At 33.6% G+C, this 16,344-nt stretch carries 20 protein-coding genes and 1 pseudogene; 11 read left to right on the forward strand and 10 right to left on the reverse strand.

Translation table 11 applies throughout. The features are described 5' to 3' along the window. Window positions 1-192 precede the first annotated feature (192 nt). Window positions 193-315, reverse strand: a complete 123-nt coding sequence (locus GHD00_RS21225) for a hypothetical protein (RefSeq protein WP_276208253.1) — start codon at window positions 313-315, stop codon at window positions 193-195. 62 nt (window positions 316-377) lie between these two features. Between GHD00_RS21225 and GHD00_RS20890 the strand changes: the two are divergent. After that, window positions 378-531: pseudogene (locus tag GHD00_RS20890) on the forward strand (transposase); the annotation flags it as partial. A 37-nt stretch (window positions 532-568) separates the two neighbouring features. Here GHD00_RS20890 and GHD00_RS04965 read toward each other — a convergent pair. Then, entirely contained in the window at window positions 569-1,741 is a 1,173-nt protein-coding gene (locus GHD00_RS04965) for a polysaccharide pyruvyl transferase family protein (RefSeq protein ID WP_163537040.1), read from the reverse strand. A gap of 161 nt (window positions 1,742-1,902) precedes the next feature. Beyond that, on the reverse strand, window positions 1,903-2,790 hold the full coding sequence (locus GHD00_RS04970; RefSeq protein ID WP_163537041.1) for a class I SAM-dependent methyltransferase: 888 nt from the start codon (window positions 2,788-2,790) through the stop codon (window positions 1,903-1,905). Window positions 2,791-3,714: 924 nt separating this feature from the next. On the opposite strand from GHD00_RS04970, the gene GHD00_RS04975 reads away from it, so the two are divergent. Further along, the gene (locus GHD00_RS04975) at window positions 3,715-3,900 is read left to right on the forward strand and encodes a type Z 30S ribosomal protein S14 (protein ID WP_163537042.1); all 186 of its coding nucleotides are present in this window, start codon (window positions 3,715-3,717) and stop codon (window positions 3,898-3,900) included. 128 nt (window positions 3,901-4,028) lie between these two features. Beyond that, entirely contained in the window at window positions 4,029-4,370 is a 342-nt protein-coding gene (locus GHD00_RS04980) for a hypothetical protein (RefSeq protein WP_163537043.1), read from the forward strand. A 508-nt stretch (window positions 4,371-4,878) separates the two neighbouring features. On the opposite strand, the gene GHD00_RS04985 is transcribed toward GHD00_RS04980, so the two are convergent. Next, on the reverse strand, window positions 4,879-5,046 hold the full coding sequence (locus tag GHD00_RS04985; protein WP_240468599.1) for an aspartyl-phosphate phosphatase Spo0E family protein: 168 nt from the start codon (window positions 5,044-5,046) through the stop codon (window positions 4,879-4,881). A gap of 736 nt (window positions 5,047-5,782) precedes the next feature. On the opposite strand from GHD00_RS04985, the gene GHD00_RS04990 reads away from it, so the two are divergent. From GHD00_RS04990 to GHD00_RS05000, 3 genes are all read left to right on the forward strand, one after another. Continuing rightward, window positions 5,783-6,601: a helix-turn-helix domain-containing protein gene (locus tag GHD00_RS04990; protein WP_163537044.1), complete on the forward strand. Its 819-nt coding sequence runs from the start codon at window positions 5,783-5,785 to the stop codon at window positions 6,599-6,601. 76 nt (window positions 6,602-6,677) lie between these two features. Then, a complete protein-coding gene (locus GHD00_RS04995) occupies window positions 6,678-7,256 on the forward strand; it encodes an MEDS domain-containing protein (RefSeq protein ID WP_163537045.1) in 579 nt (192 codons plus the stop codon). A 292-nt stretch (window positions 7,257-7,548) separates the two neighbouring features. Next, window positions 7,549-8,142: a cell wall hydrolase gene (locus GHD00_RS05000; RefSeq protein WP_163537046.1), complete on the forward strand. Its 594-nt coding sequence runs from the start codon at window positions 7,549-7,551 to the stop codon at window positions 8,140-8,142. A 16-nt stretch (window positions 8,143-8,158) separates the two neighbouring features. Here GHD00_RS05000 and GHD00_RS05005 read toward each other — a convergent pair whose 3' ends face one another. Beyond that, window positions 8,159-8,836 (reverse strand): DUF3298 and DUF4163 domain-containing protein, encoded by a 678-nt coding sequence (locus GHD00_RS05005; protein WP_163537047.1) that lies wholly within the window; start codon window positions 8,834-8,836, stop codon window positions 8,159-8,161. Between the two features lie 248 nt (window positions 8,837-9,084). Here GHD00_RS05005 and GHD00_RS05010 point away from each other — a divergent pair, with 248 nt between their 5' ends. From GHD00_RS05010 to GHD00_RS05020, 3 genes are all read left to right on the forward strand, one after another. Continuing rightward, window positions 9,085-9,810, forward strand: a complete 726-nt coding sequence (locus tag GHD00_RS05010) for an alpha/beta hydrolase (RefSeq protein ID WP_163537048.1) — start codon at window positions 9,085-9,087, stop codon at window positions 9,808-9,810. A 17-nt stretch (window positions 9,811-9,827) separates the two neighbouring features. Further along, on the forward strand, window positions 9,828-10,250 hold the full coding sequence (locus tag GHD00_RS05015; protein ID WP_163537049.1) for a GNAT family N-acetyltransferase: 423 nt from the start codon (window positions 9,828-9,830) through the stop codon (window positions 10,248-10,250). A 75-nt stretch (window positions 10,251-10,325) separates the two neighbouring features. Continuing rightward, window positions 10,326-11,003 carry a YetF domain-containing protein gene (locus GHD00_RS05020; protein WP_163537050.1) on the forward strand — a complete coding sequence of 226 codons (678 nt, stop codon included), beginning with the start codon at window positions 10,326-10,328 and terminating at the stop codon, window positions 11,001-11,003. Window positions 11,004-11,027: 24 nt separating this feature from the next. Here the strand turns inward: GHD00_RS05020 and GHD00_RS05025 are convergent, their stop codons facing one another. The 3 genes from GHD00_RS05025 to GHD00_RS05035 form a co-directional block, all read right to left on the reverse strand. After that, the gene (locus GHD00_RS05025; RefSeq protein WP_163537051.1) at window positions 11,028-11,312 is read right to left on the reverse strand and encodes a hypothetical protein; all 285 of its coding nucleotides are present in this window, start codon (window positions 11,310-11,312) and stop codon (window positions 11,028-11,030) included. Window positions 11,313-11,484: 172 nt separating this feature from the next. Then, complete coding sequence (locus GHD00_RS05030) at window positions 11,485-11,706, reverse strand: hypothetical protein (protein WP_163536936.1); 222 nt, start codon at window positions 11,704-11,706, stop codon at window positions 11,485-11,487. Between the two features lie 94 nt (window positions 11,707-11,800). Then, entirely contained in the window at window positions 11,801-12,280 is a 480-nt protein-coding gene (locus tag GHD00_RS05035) for a CotO family spore coat protein (protein ID WP_163537052.1), read from the reverse strand. Window positions 12,281-12,457: 177 nt separating this feature from the next. Here GHD00_RS05035 and GHD00_RS05040 point away from each other — a divergent pair, with 177 nt between their 5' ends. Both GHD00_RS05040 and GHD00_RS05045 read left to right on the forward strand, forming a co-directional pair. Continuing rightward, window positions 12,458-12,901, forward strand: a complete 444-nt coding sequence (locus GHD00_RS05040) for a CotY/CotZ family spore coat protein (RefSeq protein ID WP_163537053.1) — start codon at window positions 12,458-12,460, stop codon at window positions 12,899-12,901. 295 nt (window positions 12,902-13,196) lie between these two features. Then, window positions 13,197-14,732, forward strand: a complete 1,536-nt coding sequence (locus GHD00_RS05045) for a glycine betaine uptake BCCT transporter (protein WP_163537054.1) — start codon at window positions 13,197-13,199, stop codon at window positions 14,730-14,732. Window positions 14,733-14,772: 40 nt separating this feature from the next. Here GHD00_RS05045 and GHD00_RS05050 read toward each other — a convergent pair whose 3' ends face one another. Together GHD00_RS05050 and fabI are read right to left on the reverse strand one after the other, a co-directional pair. Continuing rightward, entirely contained in the window at window positions 14,773-15,174 is a 402-nt protein-coding gene (locus GHD00_RS05050; RefSeq protein ID WP_346427612.1) for a thiol-disulfide oxidoreductase DCC family protein, read from the reverse strand. A gap of 257 nt (window positions 15,175-15,431) precedes the next feature. Beyond that, on the reverse strand, window positions 15,432-16,211 hold the full coding sequence (gene fabI, locus GHD00_RS05055; RefSeq protein WP_163537056.1) for an enoyl-ACP reductase FabI: 780 nt from the start codon (window positions 16,209-16,211) through the stop codon (window positions 15,432-15,434). Between the last annotated feature and the right edge of the window lie 133 nt (window positions 16,212-16,344).

A 16,344-nucleotide genomic window follows, 5' to 3' on the forward strand; every position in this document is an offset into this window, starting at 1 on the left:
AGTCTTTTAAGGAGAAAAGGCAAAAACGTAACTATAGGACAGGTTGCAAAAAGCAAGAAATGGATACATAAATGGCTCCAGGGTAAGCCGGACATTGTTGTTGGAACGACTCATATGGCACATCAACCCATTCTTTTGGAGCCAAGAAAATTGCATGGTTAATCGGCCAACCTCAACATAAAGGTGTTCAATTTAATCTTCATCATCAGCTTTCATCTTTTCTTTATCTTTGTTTTTCTGTGAATTTGATTTAGGGATTGTGTTTTTTGAATGAATGCCATGTACCTTTTCAAGCTTCTTTTTATCTAAATTCATGGGCCCCTTATAGATTGTGGTACAACCAGGAAACATCTCCATCACGTCGTACAGTTATTTGAATACGTAAGTTCATGTATACCACGAACGCGATTGAAAGTATTTACTCCAGTTTTAGAAAGATAACCAAAAAAGGAGCATTCCCTAACGAGAACGCTCTCTTAAAAGTACTGTATTTAAGAAATAAAAGAATTAAAAGAAAAATGGAGTGGTGGCCACCACTCATCAATAACGGATTTGAAGATTTAACCATTTATCCCAAACTATTTTCCTTCGTCCATTCCCTAACCCTTTTGTAAAAATCATTACTTTCATTTTTTACATTTTCATTTATCATTCTGTACCTTAATTTAATATCTTCTTTATTCTTTATAGTATATTTTAGTTCTTCCCTTAATTCCTTTTGAAATCCTTCTTTATTTACTTTAATAACTCTATCGGATACATTTAATTCTTTATACAAATCAATAATTTTTTTATAACTACTTAAAGCAATCGTTGGAATGTTTTGCGCAATTGAACAAACATTACTATGAAACCTCATACCTAATATAAGTTCGCACTCCTTATAAAGCCCAAATATATACTCATCAGAACCCGGTCCAGTCAAACAAGGGGCTATTACAATTCTGTTCCTTCTATATCTATCATCTATTTTTTCGAGCAAATTACTAATTGCCTTTAAATCACTGTATATATGAGGAAATAATATGATTTGGTAATCACTGTATACTTTCAAGAAAGTGTTCAACTCTTTGGAAAGCCCATTAATGAAATCATAATATTCAATTCCATCTTCCAAATCTTTATTAAACCTAATATCGGTCATGTCAGATACAATGTTAATTCCAATGGACTTTAGATTATTATTTAACTCAGGAAAATTAAACTTCTTTGTTTCCAAGAAAAACGCTCCATCTGGAACCCTATATATTTTATCAGAATATTTTTCTCCATATAGTTTTTTAATAGTATCATATGAGCCGTCATTTCTAACACTTACTAAATACTTATTATCTCTTGTTATCGTTTCTAAAAAATATCCAAATTTACTAATTGCATTCTCGCTAGCACCTTTAGCTGTATCACAACCTACCCCATTGAAGAGAATGGGAGTATCTATTTTATTTAAGGACTCTTTGCTTATATTTATTGTAGTTCCTGTGTAGGAGTAATCCCATTTCAATTCAAAAAAATTCCCACCACCAATGATTACTAGATCATAGCGATTACATAAGTTTATAAATTCTGACCGATTAAAATCTCTAATATTCCAAGACTGATAAAACTCCCTTATTTCAATTTCATCATATTCAATTTCACAGTCTAATGTTTCGTTTAATCTATTCCTAAATCCATTATGATTAGCATTGTCACCAATATTCCCATTAAAACTAGCTATATGCAAAGCTCTTATATTTTTCATATTCTCCCCCTTTCAAATTTCTTTTGAATAAACAATTACAATTAAAAGCAAAATCTAATAAAAACCCCAAATATTTTGAGGCCTTAAAAACTACTTTATCTCTTATTACTTCCTTTATTCAGAGTTGGTATAAATGACTTATGTAATCAAACTAGAATTTTTTACTTTTTAAGTACTATAAGAATCGTGTCACTTTTAAAATTAGAAACCAATTGCTCTTTATATTTATCGTTTAGCCATCCTAACTCTTTAGGAGGATCAAAAGAAGGACCACTGATTTGTGGTTTGTAATTAATTAACCAATTTGCCATGTTTAAAAATGAATATCTTTGTACTCCTATAAATTCTTTTGTTTGGAACTTAAAATTTGATAATAGTAAATCTATACTTTTAATATTAAAATAAGATAAGTGAGCACGTTGCCAGTAAAAATTATTATAAGCCTTTGAAATTGACAACAAATGATCATCAACGTTAGGAACTTCAATAATTAAATAACCTTCTTTTTTTAAAAACTTTAAAACATTTTTCAAAAACTTCCTTGGACTAGATATATGTTCCAAAACGTGAAACAAAGTAACCATGTCATATTTCTCTATATAGTCTTTTGGTGTCGAATCAGAAAGTAGATTAATATCTAGAATGTTACGTTTACTATTCTTTCTCGCAATCAATCTTCTAGATTCACTTGTTTCCAATCCATCTACCTCAATACCTTGATTATTAAGATTTTCAACAAAGAATCCATAACCACAACCTATGTCTAATATTTTCGAATCAATATTTGTATAATTCTTAACAAATTCTACTCTTCTTTTTGTATCTGGTAAAGCTTTTTTACGGGCTTCTTCAACAGTAATGTTACTAACAAATTTTGCTTGACTATTTTTATTGTAAAAATTTTCATCGTCCTCCACATTAGGTAGTGGTGCTAGTTGAAAATGATTACAATTATTACATACTACTACATCATGATCGTTACTGTCTCTTACTGTCTTATGTATTACTTTACAAGTACTACTACCACAAATTACACATTTAAAATCCATTGTAGAGAACTCCTTTTCACGTTGTTTAAGGAACAAGGGAAAAATAACTTATTACAAATCTGCGCTATTGTCTAACGGTAAGCTATCGTTAATTATCTGATAAAAATTTTAACCGTAGCAAAAATTCATATAATTACAGCTTTAGCCGCTTCTTAGAAATTTTAATGCCAATTTAATACTTCCATTATGGTTATTTCTAATTTCAGCGATAAATGAGTGATGGGGAACTACTATCAATGTAGAAGTCACCAATTGTTTTTTAAATAAACTGTTACTGCAACAGCTAGTAATGATGCTTCTTATCCTAATAAACTGATACTTTTCAAGTTATTCATTTTATCACCTTTATATGTATATGTGTCCGTCAAGTAAAATTGAATACTTTTTGCTAATTAATTTTGTATAGTTTGTTCCATTAGTATAGACTTATGGTTTTTCATTCGATTACTTTCACCACTGAGTTGGATTACCTCAATCGGTGAACAAATTTCCGTTAAGTACAGTAGTTATTATCGATAGATATACCAAGTAATTCACCCCATCCTAATCTCCATTCGTCAATACACCTTCTAGTACTCTATATTCGTTATTCTGGTTATTTTTCAGATGTGCCATATAACCCACAGATGTTTTATGATGCAGTTGATATCCACCCATCGGTTACGAGAACCGTTGAGCGAGATCAACAGGTAACGATGATGTTCCAACTATTAAAAGATTATTAATAGAATGCAATAGTACAGAAGAGACCTTATACCTGGCGGAAAAACATTTTGGGATATACATGTAAAACACACAATCGACCATGTAACATATCATTTACCTTTACACTATCTTATTTTTTTGTTATGATTATTCATTCAAACATTATTAAAATAAATTTAGTTCTATATAAATAAATTTTTGTAAAAGGAGGTTACTATCTTGGCTAAAACATCAATGATCGCAAAGCAAAAACGACCACAAAAATTCAAAGTTCGAGAGTATACACGTTGCGAGCGCTGCGGACGTCCACACTCTGTACTTCGTAAATTTAAATTGTGTCGTGTTTGTTTCCGTGAGCTAGCATACAAAGGCCAAATTCCAGGTGTTAAAAAAGCAAGTTGGTAAGAGGATTCTCAGTCAACCTTAAAGGGTTGGCTTTTTTATTACGAAAATACAATTCATTCTCCTTTTACATTCACAAAATCCATTCAGGTGAATAGCCTAAATATGAAGAAATAAGAGGGGGAATGATCGTGTATCAACAACATCAAGGTATGTATCATGCAGATCACATGAAAAAAATGTGCAATGATTATATGAATTACCATGTATATGGAGATCTAAACGATGGGTCACAGTTTGAGGGGATAATCATTAGTGTGGACAATAACAGTGTGATTATCTTAATACCGGAAGATGTAGAAGAAGGCAGCTTCCACCGCCAGTATGGATATGATGATGATTATGGTAGACCTCGCAGGAGATTTCGCCGTTATCGCAGACAACGTTTTCCATTTGATTTATTACGTGGTCTGTTCCTATTTCCATTCTATCCTCCGTACCCTTACCCATATCCATATTATCCTTATTATTAAATGGAAAAGCAGCTCAAATGCTGCTTTTTCTTTTTAGTATTGCTTGGTTGAAAAGAGCATAGTAAAATCTCAACCCTGTTTTAACCCTACTTTTCTCTCTAATTGTCGGTAAATTCATTATCTAGCCATAGTTGCACTTGCATTGGGGTCGGTTTTCTTTTTTCGTTAAAGGCTTACGAACATTAAGATATTCATAGAGGATTAACTCCAATGGTTTCCGGCGAGAAGTCATCAAAACCGCCTCCCTACATCTGTATTTTGTCTATATTTTAAAATAAAAAATCAAAAGTCGATAAATAATAGTAGCATAAGCCTACTTATTTACTCGCATTATTCATTCTGAAAATAGCTTGTTGGTTAAATTGCTATGATCAAAGCTGCTTTTCCCAAACATAAAAAACATGCTGGTGTAATTTCTAAGCCATAAATATAAATCTGGAAAAAGAGTAGATACTTTTTCTAACTCTCTTTCCAGCACCATGACTATGGCTAATCCATTATTATCGAATTAACTTTTTTTTTCAAGCTTTTGAATTTCATAAATTAGCTTATCCATCTGTTGGCTTTTCAAAATTGTGCTTTTATCATTAAACCCTTTAGAAAGTCCCTCTTCTATCATTTCCTTTCGTTTTTTTTGAATTTTTTTATCTAATTTATCCCAACGGCTTTCATTCAATGTTCCATTCCCCTTTGACTATAAAATAAGAAAAATACTAATATATCATCATGCTCCCTGCACGATTTCAAAAATACACTCATTTTATATTTTTTATATTTTTAAAAATCACATTATTTCTAAAACCATTATAGTTATTTTATACCACAAACAATGAAATCATATACATATTCTAAACCGATTTACTATACATAATAGTTAAAAAGCCCTATCAAAGCAAAACAAAAGCACTTAAAAAGGATATTTCTCATTTTTGCAAAAATATTTCGAATAAATAAAAAAATACAAAAATTTGAACTTTTCTAAACTTTATATTCCTATGGTAATATTATCTTATAGAAAATCAATGGTGTATCCATAAAAATTGATCGATGTGGCACTTTGCCACAATAGCTGTCATATCATTACCGCAATTTGCTCAGTTTTCTATAGAATAGCAAGAGCATACTATAAATTATTAATTAACTAGGAGATTGTTTCCATTACCAATAGTGGTAAACTTGTGTTTTAATCAATATAAAGAGAGACTTCCATGAGTGGGTGGTCTTCCCCCCACTCATGGTTAGCGATACTTATCAGGGTGCTAGCGTCCGTTATCCCCTACTTATACCACTTTCGTTATTCTAAGTCTTGCAGTGGGGGTCTTACAGACGATGGTTCGCCATGATAAGCCATATTGGATTCTCATCCATATAGTACAACCACATTGGGGGCCCATTTGAGGAAGGTGTAAGTGATGAAAAGAGAATGGTTGATACAAGCTCGTAAATCAAAAAAGTTAACACAAGAGCAAGTCGCTGCTCAATCCTTTATCGATCGAGGATACTATTCACAAATAGAAAATGGAAAACGCAACCCTGGGCCGTCTGTTGCACTTAATATTGCAAAGATACTGGAATTTGATCCAATGCTATTCTTTCCATACAAAAATACAGATACATCAAATAATCCAGAAAACAAACAGGCTCAGCATAGTATTATAGATTTCTATAAAAATATATCGAAAGGCAATATACTATATCTATATAATGATAAAAGTAATTATTTGAATAATGCTGTTCATTTTCTCTTAACTAGATTGGAGATAGATCAATACTGTTTTTTCATCGATCATCATCAAAATATCCAGTCTATTCTACTAGAATTAGAAAACATTTTACCTAAAAGTAAAATAAAGCAGAACATTATTTTTATGGATAGTAAAATAATGTATGATAACACACCAATAAATACGATCAATTTCTTTCAATCACTTCAGCTTCCTTTAACCAATGATTCATCTATCTGTATCTGGTCATCTGAAGAGAAATACTTTCATGATGATTGGCTTTCTTTATTAAAGAAATACTTTCAATCAGTTAATACAGAATATAGCTCCATCCAAACTCTTTTGGTACGTTCCTATGACGCTTTTTCGATATCTGCAGCGTTGCATATAAAAATTATGAGAGATTACCAGTATCTCATGACAGATTATGAGATAGTAGAATCTCCATTATATAGTGCGAGTGATAAATTTATGTTACCTTCCTTATTTTTACAGGATAATTCTTAATAGGCAATACAGACTTTGTTATATACTCATAATGACAAAGCTTAAAAGAAAATAATCAAAAGCTAGGGTGAAAAGAATGAAACAATCCATAGAATTAACCAACGATCTCGAGGTGTCAAACAACGCCCATATTTTATATTTAAATGAAAATTCGGAAGACTATATTAATAACTTAATAGCTTATATAAAAGCAGGAATAGAACGAAATCATCATGTTATTATTATAGAAAATCCTTTTATTTTTCAACAAGCAAAGCGAAAAATCAATCCATCTTTGACAAACGAAAAGCAAAAGTTCATTCACCATGTTGATAACTATACGTTTTATCGTTGTTATAGAGATTTTCATATTGAAAGCATACTAGAACATTTTGGTAGTATCCTCGAACCCTTTTTTAAAAAAGAGTTGGAAGTTCGAACATGGGCACAAGTGGAATGGATGAAACAAGAGAACATTGAGAATATACTGGAAACATTCGAAAACACAGCTGACTGTAAAGTGAATGAATTAGGATTAATGTCCGTATGTGCTTATAATGCGAATAATATTTCCGCTTCTCTACAGACTTCCCTCATGCGAAACCATGAATATATTATGACTGACAAGGAATTATTTAAATCTACTTTATACAAAAGCTATGATATGAATGATTAAAAACCAAAAAGGTATGTCCTTTTTGGTTTTTCTATTATATTTCAATTTTAATCCAATACCCTAATTTTCACCATATACGTTGGATTTTTTTTATGACAATTCCTTGACATTTGAAATAATATTAGCTAGTTTTTCTTCCAATTCCATATTTGTCCATCTCTTATAATCTGGTAAACTTTTCTGTAGTGCATGATAACTACCACCCTCCTAATTGGTAAAAATAACATACTGATTGTTTCTATTACACGTGCTAGTCTTGAACATAGAAACCATCACAGGAGGTATACAAGTAATGTTTTTAAATAAATTTGGAATTCTATTAACTAGTTTTATCATGGCCATTAGTTTCTTTATTCTTCCAACTGTTGCTAATGCGTACACCGTAAAAAGTGGAGATTCCCTATGGAAAATCGCTCAAAAAAATGGGGTTTCAGTGAATAGTCTCCAAAATATAAATAATCGCAATAGTTCTATTATTTATCCAGGTGAAGAACTTATCATTCCTTCAGCGATTTCATCAGAAGATAAAGAACTAATGGCACGATTGGTACATGCCGAAGCAAAAGGTGAACCTTATGCGGGGAAAGTTGCCGTTGCGACGGTCATATTAAATAGAGTAGATCATGATAATTTTCCTAATTCCGTGAAAGGCGTTGTTTATGAAACGTATAGTAATGGAGCTCATTATGCCTTTAGTCCAGTGAAAAATGGACAAATTAATAAAGCAGCAGATGCTGAAGCAAAGCAAGCTGTAGAGGAAGCTGTAGCCTACCGTGGACAGGGTCAAGGATCTACTTTCTTCTATAACCCTGACATTTCTGAAAGCAAGTGGATTTTCAGCCGTGAAACAACGATTACCATCGGCAATCATGTATTCGCAAAATAAAGCCTGACGATCTTCGTCAGGCTTCTTTATATACATCTTCCGGGACCTTGATTTCTTGGTTTCCGGATACATACGGGGCAATTTCATACTGTTGAAAAACTAACGTAATGCCATCATCGTTATAATAAAAAGCAGTATCTGCGTGTAACTTCACATCTTCTTTCTTTAAGTCAGGATAAAAAATATCTGGACGCTCAATCGCATATTCCCACACATATTCCTGAACATCTTTTCTTTGTTCTTCTGTTTTTAAAATATCGGTTAATACAACTCGTTTTCCTTCCTCCACATCATAGTTAAACGACTGAACGGTTGTATTCCCATGAGCTCCTCCGCTGAAAATGTAATTACTTGTTAAAATACTTAATTTAGGTGCTTTATTATATTTCACTTCATATTCCGTTTGGTAATCAGCTTTAAAATCATATTTTTTGGCCATTTTTTCATTTTGCTTATATTCCTTATAAGAATCCTTGATATATTGCAGTAATTGTTTATTGATCTTTTCTTCCATTTTTTCGTCTTTTACATCACTAACTTGCGGATATTTCAATTGATCATTATCTTGATAAAAATCAGATTCTACTGTAGCGGTCGGACCCGTTTGTTCGTTTGCTAATATAGGGATGGAGCCGCTAACGACAGCCAATATAAGCACCGTTAAACTGATTGCACTGACTTTTTTCCAAAACATTTGGGCACATCCTTTCGGCATAAGGGTTTCATATATCTTTAGGATGTACTTTTTTGCTTGGTTCATACCATTATTTTTCCGCTAGGTCTTGATCATACTTTGTAATGCTATTGATTTCCGCTTAATAAAAGTTTTTATGTAAAAATTCATTGCTTCTCCCCCTTTTCCTTCAAACATTAAAAATGGCTCCCTCAACCTGTCGATCTATGTTACAATTTTTCACATAGAGGACATACGGGGGTTTTTATATGGGACGAAAAGGGAAAATGCAAGATGCTGTTATAGAAAGTGATTATTTGGGTGAATCGATGACAATCAAATGGTATTTGCCTGAAGACTTTACACCGTTTCGAGATTATCAACTTTGCATTATGCACGATGGAGATGATTATTTTCAAATGGGACGAGTGGCTACGTTAAGTGATCAATTACATGAAGAAATGGAAATCGAGCCAACGATTTTTATTGGTCTTCATTATCAAGATCGATTTGATCGTCAACAAAAATACCATCCGAACGGTAAACAGCAAAAAGCGTATATTTCCTTTCTTATTAAGGAAGCATTGCCTTTTGTAGAGGATCAATTACACTTAAATCCGCTAGCTAGTCAGCGTGCCTTAATGGGCGATTCATTAGCTGGTACTTTATCGTTTATGGTTGCGACACAATACTCTCATACATTTGGCAAAGTAATCATGCAGTCTCCATTGGTCAATGATAAAGTGCTAGAACGAGCTGAATCGGCTAATCAATGGAATCACTTAGAAATGTATCATTCAATCGGAACTCAAGAAACGGAAGTAAAAACTACTTCAGGAGAAAAAGCGGATTTTTTAACTCCGAATCGTAACTTACAGGAATTATTAGCCCCACTGGTAAATGGCTATACATATGAAGAATTTAATGGAAATCATACTTGGAAGTACTGGCAAAAAGACATGAAAAATATTTTAGTGCAGATGTTTGGGATATAAGTAAAGGAGTAAGAAGCATGGATATTACAATAGCAGAAAATGAAAAACAGAAAGAAGATGCTTATCAAGTTCGTTTTAAAGTGTTTGTCGAGGAGCAAAAGGTACCAGAAAACATAGAAATTGATGAATTAGAAGAAGAAGCCATCCACTTTGTCGGATATAATGAAGATAAACCAATTGCAGCCAGCCGTATGCGGTTAGCAGAAGACTATGGTAAAATGGAGCGAATTTGTGTGTTGAACGAATTCCGTGCGCAAGGTTATGGAAAAGATATATTATTATTTATGGAGAAGATAGCAAAACAAAAAGGAATTCATACAGCAAAGCTAAATGCGCAAACGCAAGCAGAAGGATTTTATCAGCAGTTGGGGTATCAGACGACTTCTGAAGAATTTTTGGATGCGAACATCCCTCATGTTACCATGACAAAAGAAATTTAAGCGATTTTTCATGTATGGTTTTGTCTTATCTTGTCTATCCTTATAAAAGAATGGTAGACGGAGGTAGGAGAAACCATGAATGATGCAGGGTCTATTTTTATTGAAACCATTTTTGGATTTGCTCTGTTATTTGTTTTAACAAAGTTTTTAGGGAAGACGCAAATTAGGCAATTAACAGCATTTGACTTTATTTCTGCCCTTATTTTAGGGGAACTTGTTGGAAATGCATTATATGATGATGAAGTAGGTCTCTTTCATATTGGATTTGCGATTTTAATATGGGGATTATTACTTTATTTAACAGAGTTGGCAACTCAAAAGTTTAAGAAGAGTCGCTCCATACTAGAAGGTAGACCATCTATTGTTATTCACAAAGGGAAACTGCAACGCGAAGAAATGAGAAAAGGCAAATTGGATATGAATCAACTTTTGCATTTATTAAGGTCAAAAGATGTATTCTCCGTGCAAGAGGTAGATTACGCTATTTTAGAAACAGATGGAACGGTTTCCGTCCTTCGAAAAACACAATATCAAACGCCACATAAAAAAGATTTTAATATGCCTTTAGAGGGTATAGTCATGCCATTTATGTTAATTAATGATGGAGAAGTAATTTATGATAACCTTCGAGAAATAGGATATGACAAAAATTGGCTCATGTCAGAACTTAGAAAACAAGAGGTAAAATCTATAAAAGAAGTCTTTTACGCAGAATACGCAACTAATGAAGGGCTTTATATACAAGGATATTAAGTCAGGCAGCACTTCACTGCCTGGCTATATTTTTGCCTGAAACTTTCTGCCTTTACCTGTTATTTCAGCATACCATTTTTCTTGTGCTTTAAAATGATTGGTTTGATATAATAATGTATTATTTGGATGTTTTCTAGGAGTGGATGAACTTGTAGGAGTTTTAGCCTGATGTTGTTCTTCGCGTTTATATTGCATATTGAATGGAACAGGATATAACTTTTCAATAATAAAAGGATCTGGTTGGTCTCGTGTTACTCGCTTTTGATACTGCTGATAAGTTGTATGTTGAATCGGCATAATGTATCCCACATTACCCCTCCCTTTTATACTTAATATACCCATATTTTCGTACATTAAATCCATTTTGTGGGGGTATATAGTATATAAATGTATGCGATTTCTCTAACATTTATGAAAGAAAACTTGGCGATTGAGATAAATAAAACAGATAGCTTTATTAAAAAGCTATCTGTTTTATCTTTTATAGCCAAGAAAAAGGGTGACGCTCATCGTCATCTTTTTTATCATCATCAAAGTGATCTTCATCATCCAATTTTTCCTTCACATCATGTACATCCTCTATTTCTTCTTGACGTTGTCTTGGACCAAAAAATGGGTCATGACGACGTTTAGGTTCGATGTAAACATTATCTGCCTTGATCACTAAATCCTTCACATGGATTTCTTTTTTCTTTTCAGACACCTTTTTCACTCCTTCACTGTACTAATCCATTAAACAAGATCAATATATCCTATGCCTTAGCATAAAAATAGTTACTTATACTAAAAACAGTCATTTAAAATCCAACTAATTCAATTTCTTCGATTTGTTCCAATGATATTGAGCTGGAAGTGGACTTACTGCCCATTTGTATGAATACTTCGTCGCCCTCTTGATCAAGAATATATCCGAAATAAGTCTTTTTATCTGTAACGATTTTACACTTCGCTCTAGGTACGTGAAATGGCTTTTCAGTAAAATAACTTACTTTTTCCTGCACAGTCATATCTTGAAAACGTTTTTTCTCCTTTTCATCCACTTCTTCTTGTACTATTTCTTCTACTGCTTCTTCTTTTTCGTCCTGTCTCCTTTTTCTTTTCTTATTGCGAGGTGTAACGGTTGTTATACTCTGTTGTTCACTCTCCGCTAAATTCGTTTTCGCTTTCGTTTTAGTTTTATTGTTGGATTTGAACACATGCTGCATGTAAGCGTTTGGTTCAACAAAATCTGGTTGATCTACGTATATTTTAGGAATATGTGTACGCCTTTTTGCCACGCCAATTCCCCCTTCATCCATTTCTGATAATGTAATTATATGCACCTGCCTACTAGATGTGAGAAAAAAGTTTTGAATCTAATTTAAAAACCGTGTCATTTGTCTATACGCATTTTACCTTTATTCATACATTATTACTGTTAAAGAAATCTTATTGAATGAGGAGTGTAATAATATATGAAGCGCGAAAATTGTGTATGCGAAGTGGTAGAAGCAATTGCTAATGCGCAAGATGATGTTTTAGACCAGCATTGTGATATTAGCTGTCATCGATCCATCCAGAGTCTTGTTTCCCCAGGAGCAGGAAAAGGTTTAGACACGGTGCCTTTCATGTTATTCGGTGAGAAAGGAAAGCCATTTAAAGGAGTAGGTGTTGAAGTAGAGCATAATGGCTCGCCTAAATTTGAATGTGTAGAAAGCTTTATCTTCCGTGTGAATGAAGTAGATGATTGCTGTGCAGTACTTGAATTACTCATTTTTGATGGCGAAACACATGCTGGCCATGACCCTTGTGATCAATTAGGTCACGTAGCAGATCTTGAACGTACAGGTATCTGTATCACAGTTGATTTAGAATGCTTCTGTGCTATTACTTGTTTACCAGCAGTTTCTGTATTGTAAAAGAAAGGAATCAGCATAAAAGGGAATAGTATATGCGTTGTTCTAAAAACTCTTTCACTGTTTTAGTGAAAGAGTTTTTTCTATACTAGTGTTTTGTACTTGTGTTTCAATTTGAATCTTGGTAAAATGCAAATCGTTGTGAAAAAAAGATTCCATATCTGCCCAATTTAATGGTAAATTTTTCTCTTTATGCGGAAATTGACGAATTTTTGCATACTTCTATCTATAATGGGTAAAGGTATATTGTGCACTCATCGAGATACTAGAAAAAAACATAATAGGAAAGGATGATTATATGAAGAATGTAACCAGAGTATTTTATATTTCACTAGCTATTTCTGTTTTATTTATCATTTGGGGGATAATTCCTGCAGATGTTTGGCCAAATTGGAACCTAGATACGGTAACTTCAGCCATTCAGGGATTTTTAGTAACTCGTTTTGGTTGGTTTTATTTACTTGTTACAACAGCTTTTTTAATTTTTGCGATTTTCTTAATTGTTTCTAAGTATGGGAATATAGTTTTAGGCAAAGATGGAGACAAACCAGAATATAACTACTTGACATGGTTTGGTATGTTGTTCAGTGCTGGTATGGGAATCGGTTTAGTTTTCTGGGGTGCAGCAGAACCAATCTGGCATTTAACCTCACCACCGTATGCAACCGAATCAGAAGCAGAAGCAGCACGCACTGCAATGCAATACAGCTTTTTCCACTGGGGCTTTCACCCATGGGCCGTGTATGCAACATTAGCACTTGCTCTTGCTTACTTTCAATTTAGAAAGGACGAGCCTGGACTTATTAGCAGTACATTAAAACCACTTTATGGAAATAAAATGGATGGCGGTTATGGTACTCTAATCAACGTTATTGCTGTATTTGCTACCGTATTTGGTGTAGCAACATCTTTAGGTTTAGGTGCACAACAAATCGGAAGTGGGATTGAATTTATTTCTGCTAACATCGTAAATGACATTGGCACACAATTACTAATTATAGTAGTTGTTACGGTTTTATATATGATTTCTGCCTTAACTGGTTTAAATCGAGGAATCAAATACTTAAGTACGACAAACATCGTATTAGCGATTTTACTAATGTTTTTCTTACTATTTACGGGACCTACGAATTTCATCATGAACTTCTTTACAACAACCTTAGGTTCTTATATATCGAATTTACCTGAAATGAGCTTTCGTATGGCTCCATTTAATGAAGAAAATGCCACCTGGTTAGAAAGTTGGACTATCTTCTATTGGGCATGGTGGATTGCATGGGCACCATTTGTTGGTATGTTTATTGCTCGTGTATCTCGTGGCCGAACAGTACGTGAATTTGTTATTGGAGTATTATTAGTCCCAACAATTTTTGGCGGTTTGTGGTTTAGTGTATTTGGCGGATCTGCTATTCAATTACAAATGAATGAAGGTATTGATATCGCACAAATTATGACAGACAATGGATCTGAAGCAGCATTATTCACAGTATTAGAAAACTTCCCATTAACGGTAGTGATGGCAACATTAGCGATTCTTTTGATTAGTACATTTTTCATTACATCAGCAGACTCTGCTACTTTCGTATTGGGGATGCAAACAACAAATGGTCACTTGAACCCTGATATTAAAGTAAAAGTAGCATGGGGTGTTGTACAATCTGGTACAGCTGCGGTTTTACTATGGCAAGGTGGTCTTGGTGCATTGCAAACAGCTTCCATTATTGCAGCTTTTCCATTTGCGATCATCATGATAATGATCATTTTCTCTATCTTCAAAGCATTTCGAGAAGAAGCTCGTCACTATCAATTAAAACGTCGTAAAAGAGAATCCTAAAATTTTAAAATCCCTTATTGTATAATAACAATAAGGGATTTTAATCTAAGAATCGATCTTTGTCTCCTGGTTTTGGAATCATGCATGTAGTATTTTTTCCGAATAATTTATAGCGATTGTTTGCGATAAGATCATAGAGCCAATCACGGATGATGCGAGGGAAAATAATGCAAAAATAAAAGTAACGCAAAGGACTATTTAAGATTTTTGCTATTTTTAATGCCGCTGTAGACTTTGTAAAGTACTCATTGTCCTCAAGTAATAGGATACTGTCTATATCGCTAGGTATTTGATACTGAGTGATAAGTTCTTGACCTTTTTCACTTTGTAACGATGCAAATTGAAATTGATGATGTGGATCTCTTTTCATGATGAACTGGACACTCTGATTACATAAATTACAAACACCATCAAACAAAATGATTTTTTTCAATACCCTCATCCTTTTGTATTTGGTTACATGTCAAATCTGGTGAAATAGAACAAAATAAGATACAAAATCAACGTTTATACATTCATTTTATCACGATAAACAATCGTTCGTAAGACCCCACTGATGGAAACCTCTCTTTATAATTTTTATCTACTAAAAAAACAGCCGCTTGCTTGAAATAGCGACTGTTTCTTCATTGATACCGGTTCAGCTCCCAGCTTTTTCTGTCAGGAACCTCCCCTTTTTGCTTTCACTCATTACAACAACTAAGAAAGTCCTAATGCATTATATCCAGAGTCAACATGAATAATTTCACCTGTAACACCGCGTGAGAGATCACTTAATAAGTAGTAGGCAGTATCTCCTATATCCTCTTGTGTTACAGTACGTTTTAATGGAGCTTCCTCTTCAATTTTCGTTAGAATACTGTTGAAATCCCCTATCCCTTTTGCCGATAGTGTACGAATTGGGCCTGCAGAAATAGCATTGACACGAATACCATCTTTTCCAAGATCGTTTGCAAGATACCTCATACTGGCATCAAGACTTGCTTTTGCAACCCCCATTACATTATAATTTTTCACAATACGTTCGCCACCGAGGTATGTTAATGTAACAATACCACCACCTTCAGTCATTAAAGGCGCTGCTTCTCTAGCCGCTGCTACAAGCGAATATGCACTAATGTTATGCGCTAACAAGTAACCATCTCTACTAGTATCAACGAATTCACCTTGAAGATCTTCTTTTTTCGCAAAAGCAATACAGTGTGCTAGCCCATGAATCGTTCCTACGTCTTGCTTAATAGATTGGAATGTGTTAGCTACAGCTTCATCATCTGTTACGTCACATTCGTAAAATAAAGCATCTTGCCCATCTAATGTTGCAGCTAATTTTTTCACAGGTTTTTCAAAACGTTCATTTGCATAAGTGAAAATTAAACGTGCACCCGCTTCATGCAGAGAGCGTGCGATGCCCCATGCAATACTTCTTTTATTAGCGACACCCATCACGACATAGGTGCGTCCTTCCAAAGAAAACTTCATTTATTTACCTCCTACAGGTGATAATATCCTTTTATAGCTTGTTATTAGTACCTGATACTATTTTATATGATTCCTATTAGAATCTCAAATATTTATCACGGCGAACAAATCGTCCATAAGCTTCCCACTTCAA

It is taken from the genome of Gracilibacillus sp. YIM 98692, assembly GCF_010993965.1.
Classification (GTDB): Bacteria; Bacillota; Bacilli; order Bacillales; family Amphibacillaceae; genus Gracilibacillus.